Annotated in this window: 15 protein-coding genes; 5 read left to right on the forward strand and 10 right to left on the reverse strand. The window is 43.3% G+C overall.

The genetic code is table 11. The features are described 5' to 3' along the window. Nucleotides 1-74: 74 nt before the first annotated feature. On the reverse strand, nt 75-839 hold the full coding sequence (gene agaR / locus NH153_RS07905; protein ID WP_054561067.1) for a transcriptional repressor AgaR: 765 nt from the start codon (nt 837-839) through the stop codon (nt 75-77). A gap of 160 nt (nt 840-999) precedes the next feature. On the opposite strand from agaR, the gene NH153_RS07910 reads away from it, so the two are divergent. Then, nucleotides 1,000-2,331 (forward strand): sugar MFS transporter, encoded by a 1,332-nt coding sequence (locus NH153_RS07910; protein WP_063702640.1) that lies wholly within the window; start codon nt 1,000-1,002, stop codon nt 2,329-2,331. Nucleotides 2,332-2,361: 30 nt separating this feature from the next. Here the strand turns inward: NH153_RS07910 and NH153_RS07915 are convergent, their stop codons facing one another. From NH153_RS07915 to NH153_RS07940, 6 genes are read right to left on the reverse strand one after another with little or no spacing between them, the layout of a single operon-like run. Continuing rightward, nucleotides 2,362-2,874, reverse strand: a complete 513-nt coding sequence (locus tag NH153_RS07915) for a hypothetical protein (RefSeq protein WP_063702642.1) — start codon at nt 2,872-2,874, stop codon at nt 2,362-2,364. Further along, nucleotides 2,867-4,561, reverse strand: a complete 1,695-nt coding sequence (locus NH153_RS07920) for a GMC oxidoreductase (RefSeq protein ID WP_063702644.1) — start codon at nt 4,559-4,561, stop codon at nt 2,867-2,869. The genes NH153_RS07915 and NH153_RS07920 overlap by 8 nt, the downstream gene beginning before the upstream one ends. A 13-nt stretch (nt 4,562-4,574) precedes the next feature. Further along, nucleotides 4,575-5,738, reverse strand: coding sequence for an N-acetylglucosamine-6-phosphate deacetylase (gene nagA / locus NH153_RS07925; protein ID WP_063529023.1), 1,164 nt, complete (start codon nt 5,736-5,738; stop codon nt 4,575-4,577). Further along, complete coding sequence (locus tag NH153_RS07930; protein WP_063529024.1) at nt 5,716-6,639, reverse strand: ROK family protein; 924 nt, start codon at nt 6,637-6,639, stop codon at nt 5,716-5,718. The genes nagA and NH153_RS07930 overlap by 23 nt, the downstream gene beginning before the upstream one ends. A gap of 17 nt (nt 6,640-6,656) precedes the next feature. Then, on the reverse strand, nt 6,657-7,775 hold the full coding sequence (locus NH153_RS07935; protein WP_063702646.1) for an SIS domain-containing protein: 1,119 nt from the start codon (nt 7,773-7,775) through the stop codon (nt 6,657-6,659). Between the two features lie 23 nt (nt 7,776-7,798). Beyond that, complete coding sequence (locus NH153_RS07940) at nt 7,799-9,064, reverse strand: D-tagatose-bisphosphate aldolase, class II, non-catalytic subunit (RefSeq protein ID WP_063702648.1); 1,266 nt, start codon at nt 9,062-9,064, stop codon at nt 7,799-7,801. Between the two features lie 274 nt (nt 9,065-9,338). Here NH153_RS07940 and NH153_RS07945 point away from each other — a divergent pair, with 274 nt between their 5' ends. Further along, the gene (locus NH153_RS07945) at nt 9,339-10,799 is read left to right on the forward strand and encodes a Gfo/Idh/MocA family protein (protein WP_063702650.1); all 1,461 of its coding nucleotides are present in this window, start codon (nt 9,339-9,341) and stop codon (nt 10,797-10,799) included. A 145-nt stretch (nt 10,800-10,944) separates the two neighbouring features. Here NH153_RS07945 and NH153_RS07950 read toward each other — a convergent pair whose 3' ends face one another. The 3 genes from NH153_RS07950 to NH153_RS07960 all read right to left on the reverse strand — a co-directional run bounded on the left by NH153_RS07950 (nt 10,945) and on the right by NH153_RS07960 (nt 17,046). Further along, entirely contained in the window at nt 10,945-13,623 is a 2,679-nt protein-coding gene (locus tag NH153_RS07950) for a M14 family metallopeptidase (RefSeq protein ID WP_063702652.1), read from the reverse strand. Nucleotides 13,624-13,762: 139 nt separating this feature from the next. Beyond that, nucleotides 13,763-16,009, reverse strand: coding sequence for a S46 family peptidase (locus NH153_RS07955; RefSeq protein ID WP_063702654.1), 2,247 nt, complete (start codon nt 16,007-16,009; stop codon nt 13,763-13,765). Between the two features lie 110 nt (nt 16,010-16,119). Then, nucleotides 16,120-17,046 (reverse strand): LysR family transcriptional regulator, encoded by a 927-nt coding sequence (locus NH153_RS07960; RefSeq protein WP_063702656.1) that lies wholly within the window; start codon nt 17,044-17,046, stop codon nt 16,120-16,122. Between the two features lie 114 nt (nt 17,047-17,160). Here NH153_RS07960 and NH153_RS07965 point away from each other — a divergent pair, with 114 nt between their 5' ends. From NH153_RS07965 to NH153_RS07975, 3 genes are all read left to right on the forward strand, one after another. Further along, entirely contained in the window at nt 17,161-19,872 is a 2,712-nt protein-coding gene (locus NH153_RS07965; RefSeq protein WP_063702658.1) for a TonB-dependent receptor, read from the forward strand. 62 nt (nt 19,873-19,934) lie between these two features. Continuing rightward, the gene (locus tag NH153_RS07970) at nt 19,935-20,783 is read left to right on the forward strand and encodes an N-formylglutamate amidohydrolase (RefSeq protein WP_063702660.1); all 849 of its coding nucleotides are present in this window, start codon (nt 19,935-19,937) and stop codon (nt 20,781-20,783) included. 2 nt (nt 20,784-20,785) lie between these two features. After that, entirely contained in the window at nt 20,786-22,177 is a 1,392-nt protein-coding gene (locus NH153_RS07975; RefSeq protein WP_063702662.1) for a YfcC family protein, read from the forward strand. The last annotated feature ends 62 nt before the right edge of the window (nt 22,178-22,239 follow it).

The raw sequence follows: 22,239 nt of genomic DNA on the forward strand, positions 1-22,239 counted from the left end.
GGGAGATTCGGTTTTTACGAACAATAAAAAAGGCGGCAAAAGCCACCTTTCAATAGTTCTATTTAACTAGAGAGTTAAACGGTAATCACTTCGATACCTAAGCTCGTTAATGATTCAACGAACTCTGCTGGCATATTTTTGTCGGTGACCAGCACATCGATTGATTTAAGCGGCAATACATTATACAAAGCACGCTTACCAAATTTACTTGAATCAGTGACTGCAATGACTTTATCTGCGCGGGTGCACATGGTGCGATTCAGCATTGCCTCGGGCTCATAATGAGTGGTGATCCCTGCTTCTGAGTCGATACCATCAACCCCTAAAATAACCTTTTTAAAGTTATATTTACTAAGTGCTTGCTCGACTTCATTTGAGTAAAAAGACATTGATTTCTTTCGCAATTGCCCACCCAGCATAAACACATTTGCATCTTCAATATCTGCCAGTACATGGGCAATATTAAGGCCGTTTGTCATCACAGTAAGGCCCTGCTTATTGGTTAATGCTTTGGCAACTTCTTCTGTGGTGGTACCAGAATCAATAATTAAAGAGTCGCCATCATCAACCAAACTTGCCACAGCTTTCGCTAATAACACTTTCACTGCGTAGTTTTCGTTATGCTTATCTTTTACCGAAAGCTCTTTTGCCAGTTTATCGCAGGCAATTGCCCCACCACGTGAACGGACAACTAAGCCTCGTTTACCGAGCTCGTTAAGATCATGGCGAATGCTAACCTCCGAAATATCAAAGGTCTTTGCAAGATCTTTAACATTTACTTTGCCATTTTCCTCAGTCATCAGGACGATTTTTTGTCTTCTTTCTATTGTGGTTAGCATAGCTGGCCTGTTGTTTTAATAGCTGCTTTCAAATTTGTAGTTCAATATTACACAATTTACAGTTTCAAAGCCAAATTTAGTTTCGAAATAAAATAAAACTTTCAAAACTTACGAATTTTGTTTTATGATTATTTCACAACAAACTTCTTTGGTGACAAAAATGACAACACAAAGCTCACTGTTAGAGCAAACAGAACACACCAATCGCACGCAATTACTGCCTATGATGATTATAGGTGGCTTGTTTTTCTTATTTGGTTTTATAACCTGGCTTAACGGCTCCTTGATCCCATTTTTACAAATGGTCTGCGATCTCAACCATATTGAAGCTTACATGGTGACACTGGTGTTTTATATCGCCTATACCGTGATGGCACTGCCAAGCGCTAAGATTTTGCAAATATTCAGCTATAAGCATGGTATGTCGTTTGGTTTAGGTATCATGGCATTTGGTGCACTGTTGTTTATTCCTGCGACACAAATTCAGGCTTACTGGTTGTTTTTGGTTGCCTTATTTACTTTAGGTAGCGGCCTTACCTTATTACAAACCGCTGCGAATCCTTACATCGTGCTTATTGGCTCTAAAGACACAGCAGCCGTGCGCATTAGCATTATGGGTATTCTCAATAAGAGTGCTGGTGTGGTGGCTCCATTGCTCTTCTCAGCGATCGTATTTAGCGACATTGCCAACTTTAGCCCAGAAGCTCTGGCTCAATTAAACAGCATTCAAAAGCAATTACAGTTACAAGAACTGGCTAATCGTTTAATTACTCCTTACCTTTTAATGGCAATCGCATTAGCAATATTAGCGGCGTTAATCATGCTGGCTCCGCTACCAGATATTGAGCAACCAAAAACCAGCAACAACAGCGAGAGTAAATCAGTCCTGCAATTTCCACACTTAGTTTTAGGCGTGATAGCCCTATTCTTTTACATAGGTGCAGAAGTCATTGCCGGCGACACTATTGGCCTTTACGGCAAAGAACAAGGGGTATTGCAGTTCGCAGAACTCACCTCTTACACCATGGGCTTTATGGTGCTAGGTTATGTTTTAGGTATCGTATTAATTCCTCGCTTTTTTAGTCAGCAACAGGCGCTGATATTTTCTGCGTTAAGTGGTTGTGTGTTTTCACTTGGTATCATTTTGATTGAACCGCAACAAACTGCGATTGCAAACGTAGTGCTCTTTTGGCTTGCTGATAACAGTTTTCCAGATACCGTGTTATTTGTTGCATTACTTGGCTTATCGAATGCGCTGGTATGGCCGACCATTTGGCCTATGGCCCTTGCAAATCTTGGCGATAAAACCCAAACCGGCGCGGCATTACTGATTATGGGGATTTCAGGTGGCGCGCTATTGCCTTTGGTATACGGTGTATTTGCAGAATATACGGGCAATGCACAACAAGCTTACTATCTGTTGATCCCTTGCTATGCGTTTATTCTTTATTACGCACTGATTGGTCACAAACTAACAAGTTGGCGTAAGTAACGACATGGGCAGGCTTAGTTGTTTTACTATTTAACTAGCCTGCAATTTTTCTGATGTGAAATAGCCCAGTAGCAAAAATTCACGCACGGTAAAAATACACTTATAAATTAAATACTCGTCACGCTTATCAGGGCTCACTTCTGAAAGGGGTAAGGCTTGCTGCGCTATTATGCACTGTTGCTGCTGCAAAGAGATAGTAAATAAACCTGTGAGTTTATCTGCTAATTGCGACGATGAAAGAGCACCTTCTGCAATCAGATCTGCGCCTTTTAAGCATGCCGTACGCTCAGTCGTAGTTAGTGTATTTGCTAACATTAAATCTGTGAAAGCGACTAAATTAAAATACAGCTGTTCATTTGGCTCCAGTTCTAAAATAACCGCCTGCATGTGCGTGACCACATCCCGATGCGCCTCAGATTTAAGCACCTCAAAATGATTGTCATTCACTTTATCAAATAGCTGAGTCGCAGCCACTGGCGTAATAGCCGCACCGAATAATACAGCTAAACATTTAATGGCATTTCGCCTTTGTAGATCAGCCATTGAACACCCCATTTTGATAATGTCGTGCAGCATGATCGGCGGCTCTTGCAGTAAATGCCATATAGGTTAACGAAGGGTTCTGATAACCCGACGAGCACATAAACGAGCCGTCAGTGACATAGACGTTACGCACACTATGAATTTGGTTGTAACGATTAAGCACTGAGGTTGTAGCATCATGTCCCATGCGCGCAGTTCCCATTTCGTGGATGGCTTGCCCCGGCGCTGAGCCTTTATCGTACGCTTGCACATTTTGATAACCAGCTTTGCTGAGCATCTCGACGGCTTGCGCTTTCATATCCTCGCGCATGCGCTGCTCGTTTTCAGCAAATTGGCAATCAAAATTAACTAAAGGTAATCCCGATTGATCTTTTAATACCGGATCTAAGCTCATTTTATTACGATGATAAGGCAGGCATTCACCAAAGCCTATTAATGCAACTTGCCAAGGCCCAGGTTTGGCAAGCTCTTCTCGAAAAGCCTTACCAAAGCTAAGTTCTTTAAAGCCCCGTCGCCAATCTTTTCGTGTTGCGTATCCTTGATAGCCATAGCCGCGAATAAAGCTATGCTGCTCGTTATCATCAAGGTTTCGAAAGCGCGGAATATGAAAGCCAACGGGTCTGTCGCCATCATTAAAGTCATCAGCAAAACCTTTTGGTTCACCCGTTGCACCAACCCTAAAATGGTGATCCATGAGGTTATGACCAAGCTCTCCACTATCGTTCCCTAAGCCATTAGGAAAACGTGCACAGGTTGAATTTAATAACAAGGCTGTTGTTGCCACCGTTGATGCGCAGCAAAAAATGATGTTCGCTTGCGCGATACGCTCTTTTTTAGATTCAGCATCAATTACTTTCACACCTGTGGCTTGCCCGCTTTCTGGATTGTAAATAATCTCTTTAGCAATGGAGTGAGTCTGAATAGTGAGTCGCCCAGTACGCATCGCTGCAGGTAAGGTCGAGGCTAAACTACTAAAATAACTACCGGTTGGACAACCCCGCATACAGCGGTTGCGCTTGCTGCATGGAGCACGACCTTGCTCAGGCTTTGCCTTAGTTAAATGCGCAACTCGCCCGATGGTGAGGTGCCGATTAGTGTAGTGAGTTAATAAACTTTGTTTAAGCTGCTGCTCTACGGCATTAAGCGCAAAAGGAGGTAAGTAAGGTCCATCTGGTAGCTGAGGTAAGTTCAGCGCTTCGCCAATAACCCCGATGTAGGCTTCGACTTTATCGTACCAAGGCGCAATATCTTGATAGCGCACAGGCCAATCAACGCCGTGACCATCTTGTTTGTTGGCTGCAAAATCTATATCACTGAGGCGCAAGCATTGCCGCCCCCAAGTTAATGAGCGCCCACCAAGATGATACCCTCTGATCCAATCAAAACGCTGTGATTCTTGATAAGGGTGCTGCAAATCATTCACAAACCAGTGTTTTATTGATTGCTTGGTGGCATAGCCAGTGCGTGCTTGTTTAGCTTGGTTGCGCTTTTCTAGCAAGCTGGGCCTGTCGCGAAATGGCAGTTGCCAATCGTCTTTAAAGGCAGTGATATAGTCAGTACCATGCACAACCTGCCTGCCACGTTCCAGCAGCAGTACATTGAGCCCTTTTTCGGTTAGTTCTTTAGCAGCCCAGCCGCCAGTAATGCCACTGCCAATAACAATGGCATCGAATACTTTTGCCTGCATTCTCACTTAACTTTTAAAAGATTTGCTTACCCGCACAGATTGTTGCTTGAACAGAAAAGTCTTTATCGAGCAGGGCAAAATTAGCCTGTTTACCTACCGCAATACTGCCTATTTGCTCCGCTTTATTTAAAAACTCAGCGGGTACTAAACTGGCCATGTTAGTTGCTTCGACTAGGCTTGCGTCGGTTAGGTTATAAAAGCGCTCAACGCCAACTTCCATGGTTAATGTACTGCCAGCTAAAGAGCCGCTCTCAGTTCTTGCAACACCTTGCTCAACCACAATAGGAAGCTCACCTAAACGGTAGCGACCATCTTGTAAGCCTCCGGCGCTCACACAGTCTGTGATCAGAGCAATTTTATCTGCCCCTTTTAAACGGTAAACCATGTTCATGATGCTCGGATGCAAATGAATACCATCAGGAATAAGCTCAACCATGGCATCGTTGTCCATCAATAATGCGCCAGTACAGCCGGGATCACGATGATGAATACCACGCATACCATTAAAAATATGCACACCACCGCAGGCTCCATGAGCAAGAGCTTGTGTTGTTTGCTCAAAATTAGCATCTGTATGACCCAGCATCACACGCACACCCTTATCGGTGATATAGCGGATCATGTCGGGGGATTTAAGTAGTTCTGGCGCTAACGCAAATGAGCTTAAGCAACCTTCACATGCGGCATAAATTTCATCAAATCGCTGTTTAGTAAGCTCTAAAAAAAATGACTCGTTATGCGCGCCTTTATGAGCTTCGGCAAAGAATAAACCTTCGTTATAAGCCCCTAGCAACTGCGCTCCAGCCAAGCCTTTTTGATAGGCACTCGCCATATTTTTATAAGCTTGAATTGAGACGTCCCAGTCTGCAGTCACCGTTGTGCCAACAAAACCCGTTACGCCATGCTTTGCTAAAGAACGAGAAATAGTCTCTAGTGATTCAGGGGTGCCGTCCATAATATCGCAGCCTTCCCGGCCATGAATATGTAAATCGATAAAGCCCGGAAATAAACTGTGCTCACCTAAATCAATTACCTCGACCTCGGGCGCTATTTGCGTAGTAATGGCAGTAATTTTACCTTGCTCGACCAAGACCACGTGATCGAGTAAAACCGCATCAGCAGTCACCACTTTTGCGGCTTTTAAGTAATAACGATTAAGATGCGTTGGAATTAGCATGAACACTTCCTATTATTGCAGCGCCTCTTACGCCGCTAGAATCACCAAATTTTGCGCGCTTCACTTCTGGCACGGCAAAACCTGAAAATAAATGAGTTTGAATCGCGTCAGGGAGTTTTTCTACTATTGCATCAATGAGCGACAACCCGCCCCCAAGCACAATTACTTCTGGGTGCAAACTTTTACTAATAGCAGCAAAGGTTTCGCCAAGAATATCTAAGTAACAGGCAAGCACCTTTAAGGCTTGTTCATCACCACGTTTGATATCGTTTGCCCATTCAATCGCTGATTTAGGAGATTGCGTAATATGCTGGTACAAGGTTTGTACGCCGGGCCCTGCAATATAACTTTCTACACAGCCATTTAAACCACAGCCGCATTTCAAAACAGGCAGCTGGTATTTTTGTTGTAGATACGCAGACAGTGGTAAATGGCCGTACTCCCCTGACATGCCCAAACCTTGGTTAAACAAGGTTCCATCAATACACATACCGCCCGCCGCACCAGTGCCAACAATGGCACCGAATACTCTGCTATAACCTTCACCAGCTCCGCCATTAGCTTCTGATAAAGCGAAACACCGGGTGTCATTTAATATCGCAACAGGGCGTTTTAATAATGCTTGAAGATCGTTGGCAATCACTTTACCTGTGGCACACGGCACATTAGCCGACAGCACTTTACCTTCATCATTAACGATACCTGGCATACCGATGCCCACCGCACCTTGGCAACCCGATAGCTCATCGGCTTTAATTACCTGCTGATAAATTGCGTGCAAAAATTGCTGATAGTCATCCGTTGGCGTAGTAATACGCCAACTTTGCTGTTGCTCTAAATTATCATTAAAAATGGCGGTCTCTATTTTTGTACCACCAATATCGAGTCCGTAAACAGCCATATTTTACCCAACACTACTTAGCGAGAAGTTAATGGGTAAATAGTTACCCCTTTTACAACACGGTTAACTTCGCCCGTAGGACAAGGATTATCAGGTGTTAAACCGAGTGACATTGATTTATAAAATGCAAAAATCTGACAATAGACAATATAATACAGACCTTGCCAAACATCATCTAGCTCGACCAGTTCAGTATTTAACGCCAGCTTTTTAACCGCTAAACATTGTTGGTCATTTAATAGTTCATTAAATAAATCAGTATCATACAAACTGCTATAAAAATCACTTGAGGCCATTAACAACACTGCGGTTTTATCATTAATGATGGTTTTAGGACCATGACGAAAGCCAAGAGGGGTTTCAAAGTAACTAATTAAATCCCCATTGGTCAGCTCTAAGCACTTTAAGGCCGCTTCTTTCGCATAGCCAAGTAACGAGCCTGCCCCTAAAAACACCAAACGTTCAATATCAGTTTGCGCAAAGCCTTTGATCTCTTCAAGTTGCGTTTCGAGCATCTGCTCTGTCTGCGTAGCCACTTGTGCAAGCTGGTTAACATCAGGGGTAAAAATACATAAGGTTGAAAGCAGCATTGAGGTGAAACTGCTGGTCATTGCAAAGCTTTCATCTAAGGTTTCTTTTGGCATAAGTACACTAAAACTATTTTTTTTAGCTGCCGCCCTTTTCGCTAATTCACCATTTTCATTACAGGTAATGACTAAGTGATAGCACTTTTCAACAACTTGCTCTGCGATATCAACCGCCGCGACACTTTCAGGGCTATTACCTGAACGCGCATAAGAAATAAGTAAAGTGGGTGTGCTCTTTTGTAAAAACCCATGGGGGTTAGACACAATGTCGGTGGTGCTAACTGCGCGCACATTTAAATCAGTTTTAGCTGTTAAGTGAGGTGCTAATGCCTCGCCAACATAGGCTGATGTGCCAGCTCCTGTTAATACGATTTGTAATTCTTTTAATGCCAAAATTGGCGCTAGAAATGCATTTATTTCTGCTCGATGCGTTTCAATAATAGCCGCCGTATTGCACCATGACTCTGGCTGCTGGGAGATTTCTCTTGCTGTCCAATAAGCGTTTTGTTGCTTAAGCTCTGTTTCGTTTAATGATAAAAACTGCGTCATAATTAATTCTCTCTCAACACCACTTATTGATTACAAGCACGCGAATAGGTATTCGTGACTTCCATTATTTTATTAATTACTAACTCACGGGGTGATGAGTTAATTTGGCCATTGATCAATGCCTTATATTGCGCTGGCATAAATTGGCTAAGTAAAGTTTGTGGAATAATTTGCCCTTCTAAGTTGGCAAATAAAGTTTCTACTGTTTGCTTTATTTCATCTTCAGGCCAGTAGTAACGAATACGGTCGCTATAACTATAAGCTCTAAACAGCTTAGCTTCAGCACCTTGTGTTGGATAAAACTTATTCCAGTAATGTGGCTTTTCTAGCATGATGCGCTCACATACATCACGTAAATTTGAACGCTTAGCCGCTTCGACTAATTGATCTTCAATATAAGATAACGCAAACAACCCTTCGCGTAGTGCATAGGTAAGCTGAGGACCCACTTTTAATATGGCAAAGTGATCTTGCACCAACTCGTGATAGCAATGATCTGGCTGATAGTCGGTAGAGTGAGCTTCATAAACAAGATTATCGACAGTGGTGATAAACTCTTTCAGTTTTTGCGCTTCATTACGTTGGTAATCAAAAACTTGATGGTTATCAAATTCAACTCCTGGCTGCACAACAACAGCAATAACGCGTGACCAGACATCGCTTATGTTTAAGTTAGCAAATGCAGCCTGATGTAATTCGATTGTTTGCTGCACTCCCTCAACATGCGATACCTCAATAATTTCATGCTCTTGTGTTGCGCCACCTGGAGGAGGGACCTCAGTGCCCACTACATACAGAATATCGTTATCTTTTGCTACCGACTCAGCGGCTTGGCACATCAATGCGGCACGTTTGGCAATTTCGGCATCAGCTAAACGTTTTCCATCGTCAGCGCATGGCATACTGGCATCTAAATGAATTTTCTTAAAACCCGCACTTGCATAGGCTTTTACTAGTTCAACAGCTTTAACCATCGCAACGTCTGCAGGCTCATTTACCCAACACACTGGGCCTAAATGATCACCACCTAAAATAATGCGCTGGGTATCTAACCCTATTTTTTCCGCTATTGCATGAACAAACTCAACGAAGTCATGGGGCTTCATTCCTGTGTAACCACCAAACTGATTAACTTGATTCGCTGTCGCTTCAATTAAAATTTCGGTGTCATCATTTAGAGCTTGCAACATTGCTGCTTCGATAACGAGCGGGTGTGCACAACACACAGAATAAATACCCTGCGCTTGCCCTACTCGATTGTTATTTATAATCGTTTTTAATGCATTCATGGTTTTCTCCAAGCAGCTTACGCTAATGGTTAGATACGTGATTTGAAATTACATTAGCACAGCGCGAAACGCTGCGCAACAAAACGAAAGATAACGAAAGTCGCAAAATAAGTTAAAAACACACTTCCCACGGTATTTTATAAGGATAAAAATGATAAAACCCAAAGTTACGAAAGAATTTGAAAGCATTTAATTGTAATTGACTTTGAGTTGCGATATAACAGAAACAACTGAAACCCACTATTAAAACAATCTCAGTGATTTAGGTATCGTTATGACAATAGATAGACGTAGTTTTTTAAAATCTGCCGCAGCCATTACCGCCGCGACAGTCGTGACTGGCTGTGCGAAAAGCCAACAAGGTGATAATCAAAGCACACCACTTGCAGCACAAGGTAAAAGCGTAATGGGCTTAGCTGTGCCAGCAATGGATGTGGTACGTGTTGGTTTTATTGGGGTTGGTCAACGTGGTAGCGGTCATGTAAAACACCTTTGCCATATTGAAGGGGTTGAAATTAAAGCTATTTGTGACACTGATCAGCTGATGCTAGATAAGTCTGTTAATTATGTTGTTGAAAAAGGCTTACCTAAACCAACTGCTTATACGGGTTCTGATAAAGCCTATTTAGACATGCTTGCTCGCGATGACATCGACATTGTGATCATTTCAACACCTTGGCGTTGGCATACACCAATGAGCGTCGCGACTATGGAAAGCGGTAAACATGCCTTTGTTGAAGTACCTGCAGCAACCACGATGGAAGAGTGTTGGCAACTAGTAAACACTGCTGAACGCACGCAAAAGAACTGTATGATGATGGAAAACGTTAACTACGGCCGTGACGAGTTAATGGTTTTAAACATGGTTCGTAAAGGCGTATTTGGTGAGTTATTGCATGGTGAAGCTGCTTATATTCATGACCTGCGTTGGCAAATGAAAGAAATTGACCGTAGTACAGGCTCATGGCGTACTTACTGGCATACCAAGGTAAACGGTAACTTATACCCAACCCATGGTTTAGGCCCAGTTTCTCAGTATATGAACATCAACCGTGGTGACCGCTTTGACTTTGTTACCTCAGTCAGCTCACCAGCACTTGGCCGCGCCGCCTATGCAGAGCGCGAATTCCCTGCAGGCCACGAACGCCGCTCGCTGAAATTTACCGCTGGCGACATGAACACCAGCATTATTAAAACAGTGAAAGGTCGTAGCATTATGGTTCAGCATGACACCACAAGCCCACGCCCATACAGCCGCCATAACCTAATTCAAGGTACTAATGGCACATTTGCTGGATTCCCTAATCGTATTGCTCTTGAAGATGTGCCACCAGCCATCGCGAAAATTTACCAACAGCAATATGAAGCTGAGCTCGCTGCGTGGGAAAAAGCTGGTTCACAGGGCCGTAAGCCACATATGCAAAACTTCCATAGCTGGGATCAAGATATGGAAAAATGGCGTGCTGAGTTTGATCACCCACTGTGGAAACGCATGGGTGAAGAAGCAGTACGTAACGGCGGCCACGGCGGTATGGACTTCATTATGCTTTGGCGCATGATCTACTGCTTACGCAACAATGAGCCACTCGATCAAGATGTTTACGATGCCGCAGCATGGTCATCAATCTTCCCGCAAAGTATGGCATCAGTTGCTGATAGAAGTAACAGCAAAACAATTCCAGACTTTACCCGTGGCGCTTGGCAAACAGGTAAGCCACTAGGGATTGTGTCTTAACACTTCCTCTCCATGGAACACTAAAAAGCCCGCTCTTTGCCCTGCGGGCTTTTTTATTGCCCACTCTTTTTGGAATTGTGTTTTATAAATATCTAAACACAAAAAAGCCCGCAACATCGGCGGGCTATTCGTTTAGAATTTAACCTTACTGAGCATGAGCTGCAGCGCGGAAAATCGTGTTAGTTAACAGTACATTCATGCCTTCAAGGTAGGCACGGTAGGTTGGTGATTGTGTAAAGCCTATTACCATGCCTTTGCCTTGCGGTTGATGAACAAGCAATGGCTTATATGCAAGCTGTGCTTTATTTTGCTGCCATAAATAACCACTTGCTAGCACATCATCCTTACCTGTAAACCACGCTAGGTTTTTACCTGAGTTCAGTTTTATAGGCGTGTAAATATCATTACCGTAAGCTACTGCAACAAGGTCTTTATCAACCCCTGCGGTTAACCAATGCTCTTGGTCTACTTCAACATTAGCAAGTACACCGGCTACATAGTCTGGCGATGTATGTGGCTCAATGCTCGCTGCTTTTAAATCATCGCGAGAAGCGAATAACTGCCCTGCCACTTTACTGCTTTTATCATCGCTGCTGTCGGCTTTATCTTCTCGATAAGCTTGCTCGCGCTTCACATCTAATAAGCCGTAATCAGCATTAGTAGTAAAGCGGTTAGCATTACCTAAGGCAATCAATACGCCGCCTGCCTCAACCCAGCTTTTTAAATTAGCTGCGCCCGATTTACCTAATGCTTGCTCGTAATTACCTTCTGGTAAAATTACGACTTGATAGTCACTTAAATCAGCCCATGCAAGCATTGGCGTACGAATCGCCGTGACTGGGTAGCCAAGCTGTCTTTCGATTACAAAACGGGTGCTACCGGCGCTTAGCTCACTGGTTGGTGCATCCCATGCAATCGCCACTTTTGGCGCTACCATTGGCACGGTTTTGTTGCTACCAAAACTTGGGCCTTCAATCACCCAACTTGAATCAACACCATCGACAATTGCCCCTGTTTGCTCGGCAATTTGACTAATTTTAGTCAGTAAGTCTTTATCGTTTAGGCGCTTTTCAATGACTAAGCTGCCCGCTGGGTAGCTAGTTTTATCACCTAATACAAATGCTTGGTCAACACTTTTCAGTTTAACCCCTGCTTGAAGCGCTGCAGTTAAAAAGCGTGCTGCAGCCGTGTCGCCCCACGCAACGATATAAGCCACAGAGGCTTCTGGGTTATTCACTTTGCCAAGCAATGTGTCGTTGGCCTGAACGGCTTTACTGTCGGCACTCACCGCCTTACCACAGCTGTCGCTATCAACATTAAACATCATCGGCAGTGACCAACCTGTGACATCGTAAATTTCATCACCTAGGTTACGAGCGCGACGTCTTTCTTGCTCTTTGACAAATGCCTCAGCCATATCAACTTGGTCTGTAAACGTGGTACGCACAAAGACACCACGCGGCTGTGCGGTATCAATAAAATAACTACCCGCTTTGTACTTAACACCACAGGCTTTGAAGTCTTCGGTTGCTTGTTTAACTTCAACACCATGTTCAGCCATTAGGGTAGCAAGCTTGTGCGTGCCTTCACGATTGCTTTGCTTAGGTAAGATATAAACACGCTCTTTGCTTTTCTTACCACTGTCAATCGCATCAATTTGATATTGATAAAAATCACCTAGTAGTTTTTCACGTTGATTAGCAGCTCCTTCGGCAGTCGAAATTGAGGCCACAAACTGACGCTTTACAGTATTAAAATACGTCAGTAGTTCACCGGTATTTTTCTCAAAAACATGGCCTCGCGCAGAGCCTACTTCGTAAGTTGATGCTGATGCACCATAAAAAACAGGCCAGCTATCACCGTAGCCTGGGTAAAAGGCATCAAAAATTTCACGGGTAAAGTAATCAAAGCCAAATTCATCAAAATACTTTGCATGATTTTGCCCAATTGCATCCATGTTTGCGATTTGGGTTTTCGTCATATGCGGATTAAATGGCTGAGCAGCCGGTGCAAAGTAGTAAGATTGGTCGCCGCCCATTTCGTGAATATCAACCACCACTTGTGGTTTATATTTATTGATTGCCGCAACTTTACCTTTACTTTCAGGCTGAGTAAGCGCTAACCAATCACGGTTCATATCAAACAGATAATGATTAGTTCGGCCTCTTGGCCACGGCTCATTATGCTCTGCACTTAACCTATCTGCACTGTGCTCAAGACCCACGGTCGCATAATAACGAGTAACAAAGCGCTCACGGCCATCAGGGTTTTGCAATGGGTCGATAAACACCACGGTGTTGTCTAAAATTTTGCTGTTAATGGCATCATTCGGGGCTGCTAGTAAGTGGTATGCAGTGAATAGTGCAGCATCGGTTGAGCTAATTTCATTACCATGCACGGCATACTGAAGCCACACAGACGTCGGTAAATTTTTAATTAGCGACTTAGCTTCTTTTTCAGAGGTGATACGCGGATCAGCTAAGGCTTGGGTGTTATTGGCGAGGGTTTCTAATGAGCGAATATGCTCCGCGGTGCCAACCACCGCATAAACTAGTTCACGACCTTCCCAGCTGTTTGCGTACTTAAACACTTTAATACGATCAGGCGCAGCTTGTTCAAGGGCGCTTAAATAACGACGCATATCGTTGTAATTAGTAATGCGCTCACCTACATCGTATCCAAGTACTTGTTTAAATGTTGGTATTTGCTGATTATAAGCCGTGCCCGGCCACATTGCTTCGGTATTCGCTGCACTGGCATTAAAGCTTGCCGTTATTGCCACAACACTCACTGAAATGGCTTTTATTATTTGTTTGGCGCTCATTATTTTTCCCAAGTAAAAGTATCTGCTTTGTACATTACAAAAGTATTGAAAATAAACAAATTAAAAACGTTAGATTGGCAAAAATTAAAGACATAAAATAACCGCAGCAATTGCTGCGGTTATTTTCAAAATAGCAGGGCTATTTAACTAAGGTCATTTCATCAAGTAGGTAACCTGCGTTATCAACTTCTTCCATTAACCAAAGCATGTATCGAATATCAACGTGAATAGCACGGGTGATCTTGGCGTTAAAGTACCAATCTTTGGTGATTGATTCATAAGTCGAGTCAAAATTAAGACCCACTAATTCACCTTTACCATTCATGACTGGCGAACCTGAGTTACCCCCAGTGGTATCAGCACTGCTCAAAAAGTTTACAGGAACTGAGTTTACTTCAAGAGGTTGAGCCGCTTGTAGCTCACAACCAAAACTAAATAAGCTACAGCTTACACCTGGCAAACCTAAGTCACCGCGGTAGTACGCGCCAAACGCTTGCTTTTTGTATGCTTCAAGGACTTTATCGGTAACAACAAATGGCTTTTCGCCAGTGTGTTTAGCCACTAAACCACGTAGTGATGTAAATGGTGTTTTATACACAGCATCTGCCGCTGGGTAACCATCAACTTGTGCATAGCTTACGCGTAATGTGCCATTTGCATCTGGGTAAACTGGCTTACCTTTGGCTGTATTAAAGGCGATCACGGCTTGCATATATTGCGGACGAATTTCAGCTAAACGCCCCGCCATTTCTTTTTCGTCAGCTTCTTGTGCCATGTTGGTCTCGTATAGAGCAACAGCAAGCTTTATGAATGGGTCGTTTGATGCTTCAAACTCTGCAACAGATTTACCTATCCAGCTAACGCGTGTTGCTGTATCTGTAAGTTCTGTTTTAACGTAAAAAGAAGCAATAATCGCATCAAGCTCAGCCTGTGTAGTGGTATCAGTGATACCTAAGCCATTGTTTAATGCCGCAACTTGCGCTGCCTTGTCTTGCGCTAAATAGTTACCTAAGTAGCTTAACCATAAGGCTTTATCAACCTCAGGCGTAAACTGTTTTTGTAATCGCTCTAAACGCGCTTTAAGCATTGGAAGATCGCGCTCTTGGTAACCCATTTCGCGCTCTGCATTAGGTTTTTCGCTCTCTTTTGCTAAGCGATATAAACGAATCGCGGTGCTTAGTAGATCCGCCTGTTTTGCATAGTCAAAGTAAAAGTGACTTTGTTGCTGAGCATGTGCATCAACTAACAATGACTTTAATGCGTGATATGAATCTGCGTACGCTTTACGTTCAGCACTTTGTGCAAACCAAGCTAGGTACTCTTGTTCTTGCGCAGCTTTAATACCCGGAATATCCGTTACTTTAAAGCCATCTTGTAAGCCTTCCAGTTTCTTTAAACGGTTGTTAGTGCTTTTCACACGAGAGGCATATTTTACTTGTGCTTGCTCATCACCTTTGCTCTGCTTGGCAATCACATCGAGAGTCATGTTGTAAGTATTAAGCAATGTTGGGTAATACCAACTCGCAGAATAATTTACTTCGTCTGCAAGCTTATAGCGGCTAGTACGACCCGGATAACCGGCCACCAGCACACCATCACCTAAGCTTACGCCGCTGGTGTTCACTTTTAAGAATGAAACAGGCTCATAGGGGACGTTATCTTCGCTATATGAGGCAGGTTTTCCATCTTTACCAACATAACCACGTACAAAGGTAAAATCAGCTGTGTGACGTGGGTATTCAAAGTTATCGATGTCACCACCAAAGTTACCCAGCGCTTCTGCCGGGGCATACACTAAGCGCACATCTTTGATCATCAATTGTTTGATCATGAAGTACTCTAAGCCATGGTGGAAATCACGCACTGTACAACGATAGTTAGGATCTGACTCACACTCGCTGATCAAGGCTTTGCGATTTGCTTGAATCGCTTCATAACGCGCTTTGCCGTGTAGATCTGCAGGTAGGTTACCCAGTACGCGCTCAGTGACATCATCCACTTGTTCAGTGACATACAAACGCTCTTGCGGGCCTGCTGGTAGCTCTTTTGACAAATCAGCTGCTAAAAAGCCTTTTTCAATTAAGTTGTTTTCTGGTGTGCTGTTATTTTGAATCGCGCCATAAGCACAGTGATGATTTGTTACCGCTAAGCCTTTTGGTGACACAAATGACGCAGAGCAATAGCCTAAACCAACCACTGCATTGAGTGGATATTGGTTAAGATCTGCCACTTGTGAAGCTGGTAATTCGATACCAACGCGGTCAAACTCGCTTTGTAATTGTTTTAATTGATGCGGTTGCCACTGCCCTTCATCAGCGTGCGCGCTACCGACAGCGACAACACCCATGAGTGCTAATGAAGTTGTAATCATATTTTTTTTAGTCATGTTAATCCTAGTCAGTGCAAAGCACTATTCCATTGTTGCCTGAAAAAATCGCGCTAAGACTACCATAACCTTGATTGACTCAAGACATATTGCGATTAACGACAGCTTGCTTAGTTAGCTGCCGCGAATTCATCGAAATGTGCTTTACAATGATTGTAAAACGCATTGGTTAACCGATTCATGGGCGTTGATGCCGACGTAATAAACCCATAGGTTAATTCTATTTTTGGTATAAATGGCACTAATTTCAGCGCGTCATCTTGGTACTGCTTAGCAAGCAACTCATTCACTATCGATATACCCACATTGTGCTTTACCAAAGTGCAGGCTGTTGTCACGGTATGCGTTTCAACACGTACATTAACACGGATATTATCTTGTAAAAAAGCATGCTCTATTTGCTTACGCGAATGACGGCCTCGACCTAATAACACCAAGCTTTCATCACGCAAATCTTGCGCTGTTAGCTGCTTTGCATCTGCAAATGGATGACTGCTTGATACCGCACACACTAAATGACTGGTGACAATGGGTTCACACCACAATCCCTCGTGATTTTCAGGAAACTGTATAAAGCCACAATCGAAGGCTTTATTTGCGACAAGCTCACATGCCCTGGCTGGACTATGACTATCTAAACTAATTTTTACATTCGGGTGTAATTTAACAAATGACGCCACTGCCTCCGCTAACGGACCTGCTACAAAGCTGCTCGGGGCAACGATATTAAGCTCACCAACATGTGATTGATGAATGTTCTTAGCAAGTTGCTCTACGCGGTACACACTGGCTAACGAAATTTCGATTTGTTTATGTAATGCAATTGCTTCATCGGTCGGAAATAATCGCGCTTTCTCTCTATAAAACAATGAAAAGCCAACGTTATTTTCAAGCTGAGCAATCAACCGGCTAATCCCTGGTTGCGTGAGTCCAAGTTGCTTTGCTGCCCCCGTTGCTGAGCCAGTTTTCATAACTGCATCAAAGGCTTCCATACTATTTAAGGTTATTTTTTGGGTGGTTTGCGTCGGTCCATTCATAACAATTTGTTATAGCTTGATGATGATATTTCATAATATTGCATAGCTTTTAGGAGTGAGTAAAGTGCTTAGCTGACAACAACAAAATAACTATAACCTCTCGGAGTGTAACAAATGGAATATTCAAGATTTAAGCATTCAGTGATATCGCTTGCTGTTGCTACAGCTTGTATGAGCACATCACAACACGTACTCGCAGAAGAAACATCAGCAGAAAAAAACGTCGAAGTTATTGCCGTCACCGGCTCGCGCATTAAGCGCCAGGAAGCAACAGCAAGCCCAGTGCAAAATATCGACTTAGAAGCCCTGCAGGCAAATGGTTCGTTATCACTCGGAGAGGCATTACAGGAGCTTCCTTCAGTAGGTTCAAGCCTAAATGGCAATGGCTCAGCCGGAACAAGTCACGGCGCATCAAGCTTAAATTTAAGAAACTTAGGGGCTAATCGCTCATTAGTATTGGTGAATGGCCATCGCTGGGTAAATGGTGCCGGCACCCGTGGTTTCCGTGATTTTGTTGACATGAATACCATTCCTCAAAATATTGTTAAACGTGTAGAAGTATTACAAGACGGCGCAACTGCGATTTATGGCGCGGATGCGATTGCTGGGGTTGTGAACTTATATACCTATGACGATTACGAAGGCCTAGAAGTCAAAACCAGCTACGGTGAAACATCTGAAGGTGATAAAGAAACCTTTAGTCTTGATTTGTTATCAGGCACAAATATTGGCGAAGCCAACCTTATGTTTGCAGCCAGCTATGTGGATCAAAAGCCAATTTACACCCAAGACCGTAAATTAACTGCGGTGCCGCTAAATGGCTTAACAGCATCAACACCTGAAGGTTATTTTGTTGAAGATAACTTAGCCGATGTTGTTGATTTTACAATTCCATCAGCAGGGATCACCCGCGATCCAAATAGTGATGGCAGTAGTATCGATAGCTGGCGTGCAGTTAACAGCGATGACACCTTTAACCGCTATTACAATAACTATGTTACAGGTCCGAGTGAGCGCTCATCTTTATATACACAGCTCGTCGTACCGATTGGCTCGGTAAACTTTAAAGCCGAAGCACTTTATAACAAACGAGAGTCTGATCAGCAGTTTTCACCTGCCCTTTCATCTATTCGTGGTAGTCGTGGCTTTGTCATAGTTGATGACGAAAGTGTGAACCCATTCGGGGTTGAGTTTTCGGGTAGCGACTTTAAACACAGCTCATTTTTTATGAACAATGGCTATCGTGTGAACGACCAAAAAGTTGAAACGACACGCTTTGCAATAGGCCTTGAAGGGGAAGTGTTTGATGATTGGAGCTGGGATACATTTGTGTCTTGGGCAAAAAACAAAGGCGAGTTTACCTCTAATAATCAAATGGATTTAGACAAACTAGCGCTGGGTTTACGTGCCTGTGATACCAGTGGAATTGATGGCGATGTGTCTGATATTGCAGTCGGTTGTGTGCCTGTTAATATTTTTAACCCTTTGACCGACGAGATGGTCGAGTACGTTAACTTTACCGGTCACGACAAAAACGAAGCCAGCCAAGTCGACTTTACGGCAAATATTACAGGCACCCTTTACGAACTACCAGCCGGTTACATTGGTGCAGCCTTTGGTATTGAATACCGAAAAGAAAAAGGTAAAGACACACCAGACAGCACAATTAACGCTGATCCTCGTATTAATACCTACAGAACCACCACCTCTTCGCCACGCGAAGGGACGATTGGTGAGTACGATTTAAAAGAAGCCTATGCTGAATTTAGTATCCCGTTGCTCGCTGATCTGCCACTTGTTGACTACCTAGAACTGAGCTTAGCGACACGTTACTCAGACTACAGCACCTTTGGCTCAACAACCAACAGCAAAGTGGGCTTACTTTACACCCCCTTTGAGCAACTGACACTGCGTGCAAACTGGGCTGAAGGCTTTAGAGCACCGTCAATTTTAGAGCTGTTTGAAGGTGAGCGTTTGACCTACAGCGCTGTCACAGATCCGTGCTCAACAGATGCCAGCTTACCCGGTTGTAGCGGTGTACCTAGTGGCTACACGCAACCGTTTACGAATGTTCAAGTAACCACGGGCGGCAATCGTCAGTTAGTGCCTGAAACCTCTAAAAATAAGACCGTTGGCTTGGTTTACGAATCTAATTTAATCGAAAACCTGAGCTTTAGCTTAGATTGGTACGAAATAAAAATAAATGACACCATCAGTGAATTTGGCGCACAAAACAACCTAGACTTATGTGCCTATCAAAATAAAAACTGCGACACCATAACCCGTGATAGCAGTGGTGAAATCCTTGATATTTTAGATGGCCCAGTCAACTTAAACGCAACTCGCGTTTCTGGGGTCGACTTTGTCACTTACTACAGCTTACAAACAGATCATGGTGATTGGTCGTTTAACGCCAATGTTTCTAAACTAAATGAATTAACCGAATACACGACCTTGTCTGATGGTTCTGTTGAACGTGAAGATTTAGCAGGCACAGCAGCTTCGAGGGAATCATATCCTGAGTGGCGCGGCACCTTCTCTAGCACTTGGAAACATGATGCCTGGTCAGCCAACTATAATCTCCGTTATATCGGTTCAACAACCGAGCAAGTATCAGGCGAACCACGCGATATTGGCTCTGTGACGTATCATAATATTTCGGGCGGATATCAGTTTGAGAATAACTTAGCGGTGAAATTAGGGATTAATAATTTAGCTGATAAGCAGCCACCCGCTTCATTGACTAATTTAAACATTAACTTTGATCAAAATACCTATAACCCAACGGGCCGTTATATGTATTTACAGCTGACTTACTCACTGTAATGAAAGTCGCGATGCCTGCCGAAGTGGCAGGCAACTTTATGAAGTAGTTAGGAGAATAACCTATGGAGCCGGCTTTCAGTTTATTAACCCCAAGCCAAACAGCAGCCTTACCGTTAGTGTTTGATTCACCACACAGCGGTATTCATTGTCCTTCGGATTTTAATACCCAAGTGCCTGTTGAATTTATAAAAACCGGTTGGGATGCATTTATTGATGATATTTGGCAACCCGTTGTAGAGCAAGGTGGGTACTTATTACATGCACACTTCTCGCGGATGTATATTGATCCTAACCGTGCCCCGACAGATATTGATCCCGAACTATTAGATACGCCTTGGGAGCTTTGTAAACCAACAAAGTACAGCGAGCGTGGTATGGGACTTATTCGTCGCTATGCCTTACCTGGCAAACCTATGTATGAAAAAACATTGACTAAACAAGAGATTGCTCACCGAATTAGTCATTATTACAGCCCCTATCATCAACAACTCAATCAATTGCTTGATGATTTATATAATCAACATCAGGGTGTGTGGCATGTTGATTGCCATTCGATGAAATCCGTTGGAAATGGGATGAACATAGATGCAGGTTTGGCTCGTCCTGATATTATTTTGGGCGATAAAGATGGCACTTCAGCCAGCGCTGAGTTTGTTGATGTGATTGCAAAGGCATTTACTAGCAAAGGCTATAAAGTGGTAAAAAATACCCCTTATAAGGGCGGCTACCTAGTCAGTAACTATGCTGATGTAGCGCAAAATCGTCATTCGGTGCAGATTGAAATCAACCGAGCGTTATATATGAATGAACAAGCGTTTGAAAAGAGCGAAAACTATCAAACGTTTAAATCGGATGCGGCGTTTGTCGCAAAACAATTAGCGGCGTATGTGTCGGCTCAAATAGGACAATAATAATGAGCACGCAAAATCCCAGCACCAGTAAAAAGGGCATGAACCCGATAATTATATTGCTCAGTATTTTGTTTTTAGCCATGTTGCTAACATACCTTGTTGATTCAGGCTCTTACGATAGGCAAGGCAATGTTGTTGTAGCCAATAGCTACAAAGTTATCGAGAAAGATAAATCCCTCGGCAATTTATTTAATTATGAAAATGCAGATCAAATAAAAGCCGAACCCGTCAGTATTATTGGCGCATTTATGGCAATTCCAACAGGCCTAGAGCAAGGCGCTGGCTTGATATTTATGGTGCTTATTATTGGCGGTATGTTTGGTATCTTGACCAAAGCAGGCACGGTAGATGCGGGCCTTGAGCGGCTATTAAGCCTAGTTCAAGGCAATATTTATGTGCTGGTGATAATTCTTATGATCGCCTTTTCAGCAGGTAGCACCTTTTTGGGCTTAGCGTCTGAGTACCTTTTGATTATTCCTTTAATGGTTGGCATGGCCAATCGCTTAGGGCTGCCGAATATCATTGGTTTTGCGATTGTCTGTGTTGCCGTGAAAGCCGGTTATTTATCATCAGTGACGAACCCTTTACCACTCACAATTGCGCAACCACTGCTTGGCTTACAAATATTTAGTGGTGCAAGTGTGCGATTTTTCTTTTACCTGGCTTTTTTAGCGGTTGGTATTAGCTTTGTACTCTTAATGATCAAGCGTCATGGTTTTAACAATGCCCAAGTGCATTTTCATGCCGAGAAATTATCAACACGCCATGTTTCTATGCTACTCACACTGGCTGGAGGTATTGCATTATTAGTTTATGCATCAACCCATTGGCATTGGAAACATCATGCCTTAAGTGCTTATTATATTGCCCTTAGCATGGTGCTTGCCGCCATGTCTGGATTAACGGCAAACCAAGCGGCTCAAGCATTTGTTGATGGCATGAAAAAAGTACTACTTGCAAGCATACTGATAGGCGTAGCCACTGCGGTTGCTGTTGTTTTAAAGCAAGGCATGATACTTGATTCCATTGTGCACTTTTTAATGTCATTTATTGGCGAAGGCAATGCCTATGTTGCTGCCACAGGTATGTTTGTATCGCAATTATTGTTAGACTTTTTGATCCCCTCAACGTCAGGCCAAGCAGCAGTCAGTATGCCAATTTTAGGCCCAGTTGGTAGTTTAGCGGGTGTCTCTGAGCAAACCACGATAGTGGCGTTTTTATTTGGTAATGGCATCACGAATATTCTCACCCCAACGTCAGGAACTTTACTTGCGTATCTTGCGACAGCGCGAGTGGGATGGGGAGAATGGGCTAAATTTATTTTCCCATTGTGGTTGGTATATATCGTTTTAGCGGTGCTTTTATTGCAGGTTTCGGTGCTTATCGGCTTTTAAATAACATCAATACGGTTAACTATTATTGCGAGTTGATATAATGCCCCTTGTCAGCGAGAGTC

The sequence above is a fragment of the Pseudoalteromonas gelatinilytica genome, assembly GCF_001641615.1.
GTDB lineage: Bacteria > Pseudomonadota > Gammaproteobacteria > Enterobacterales > Alteromonadaceae > Pseudoalteromonas > Pseudoalteromonas gelatinilytica.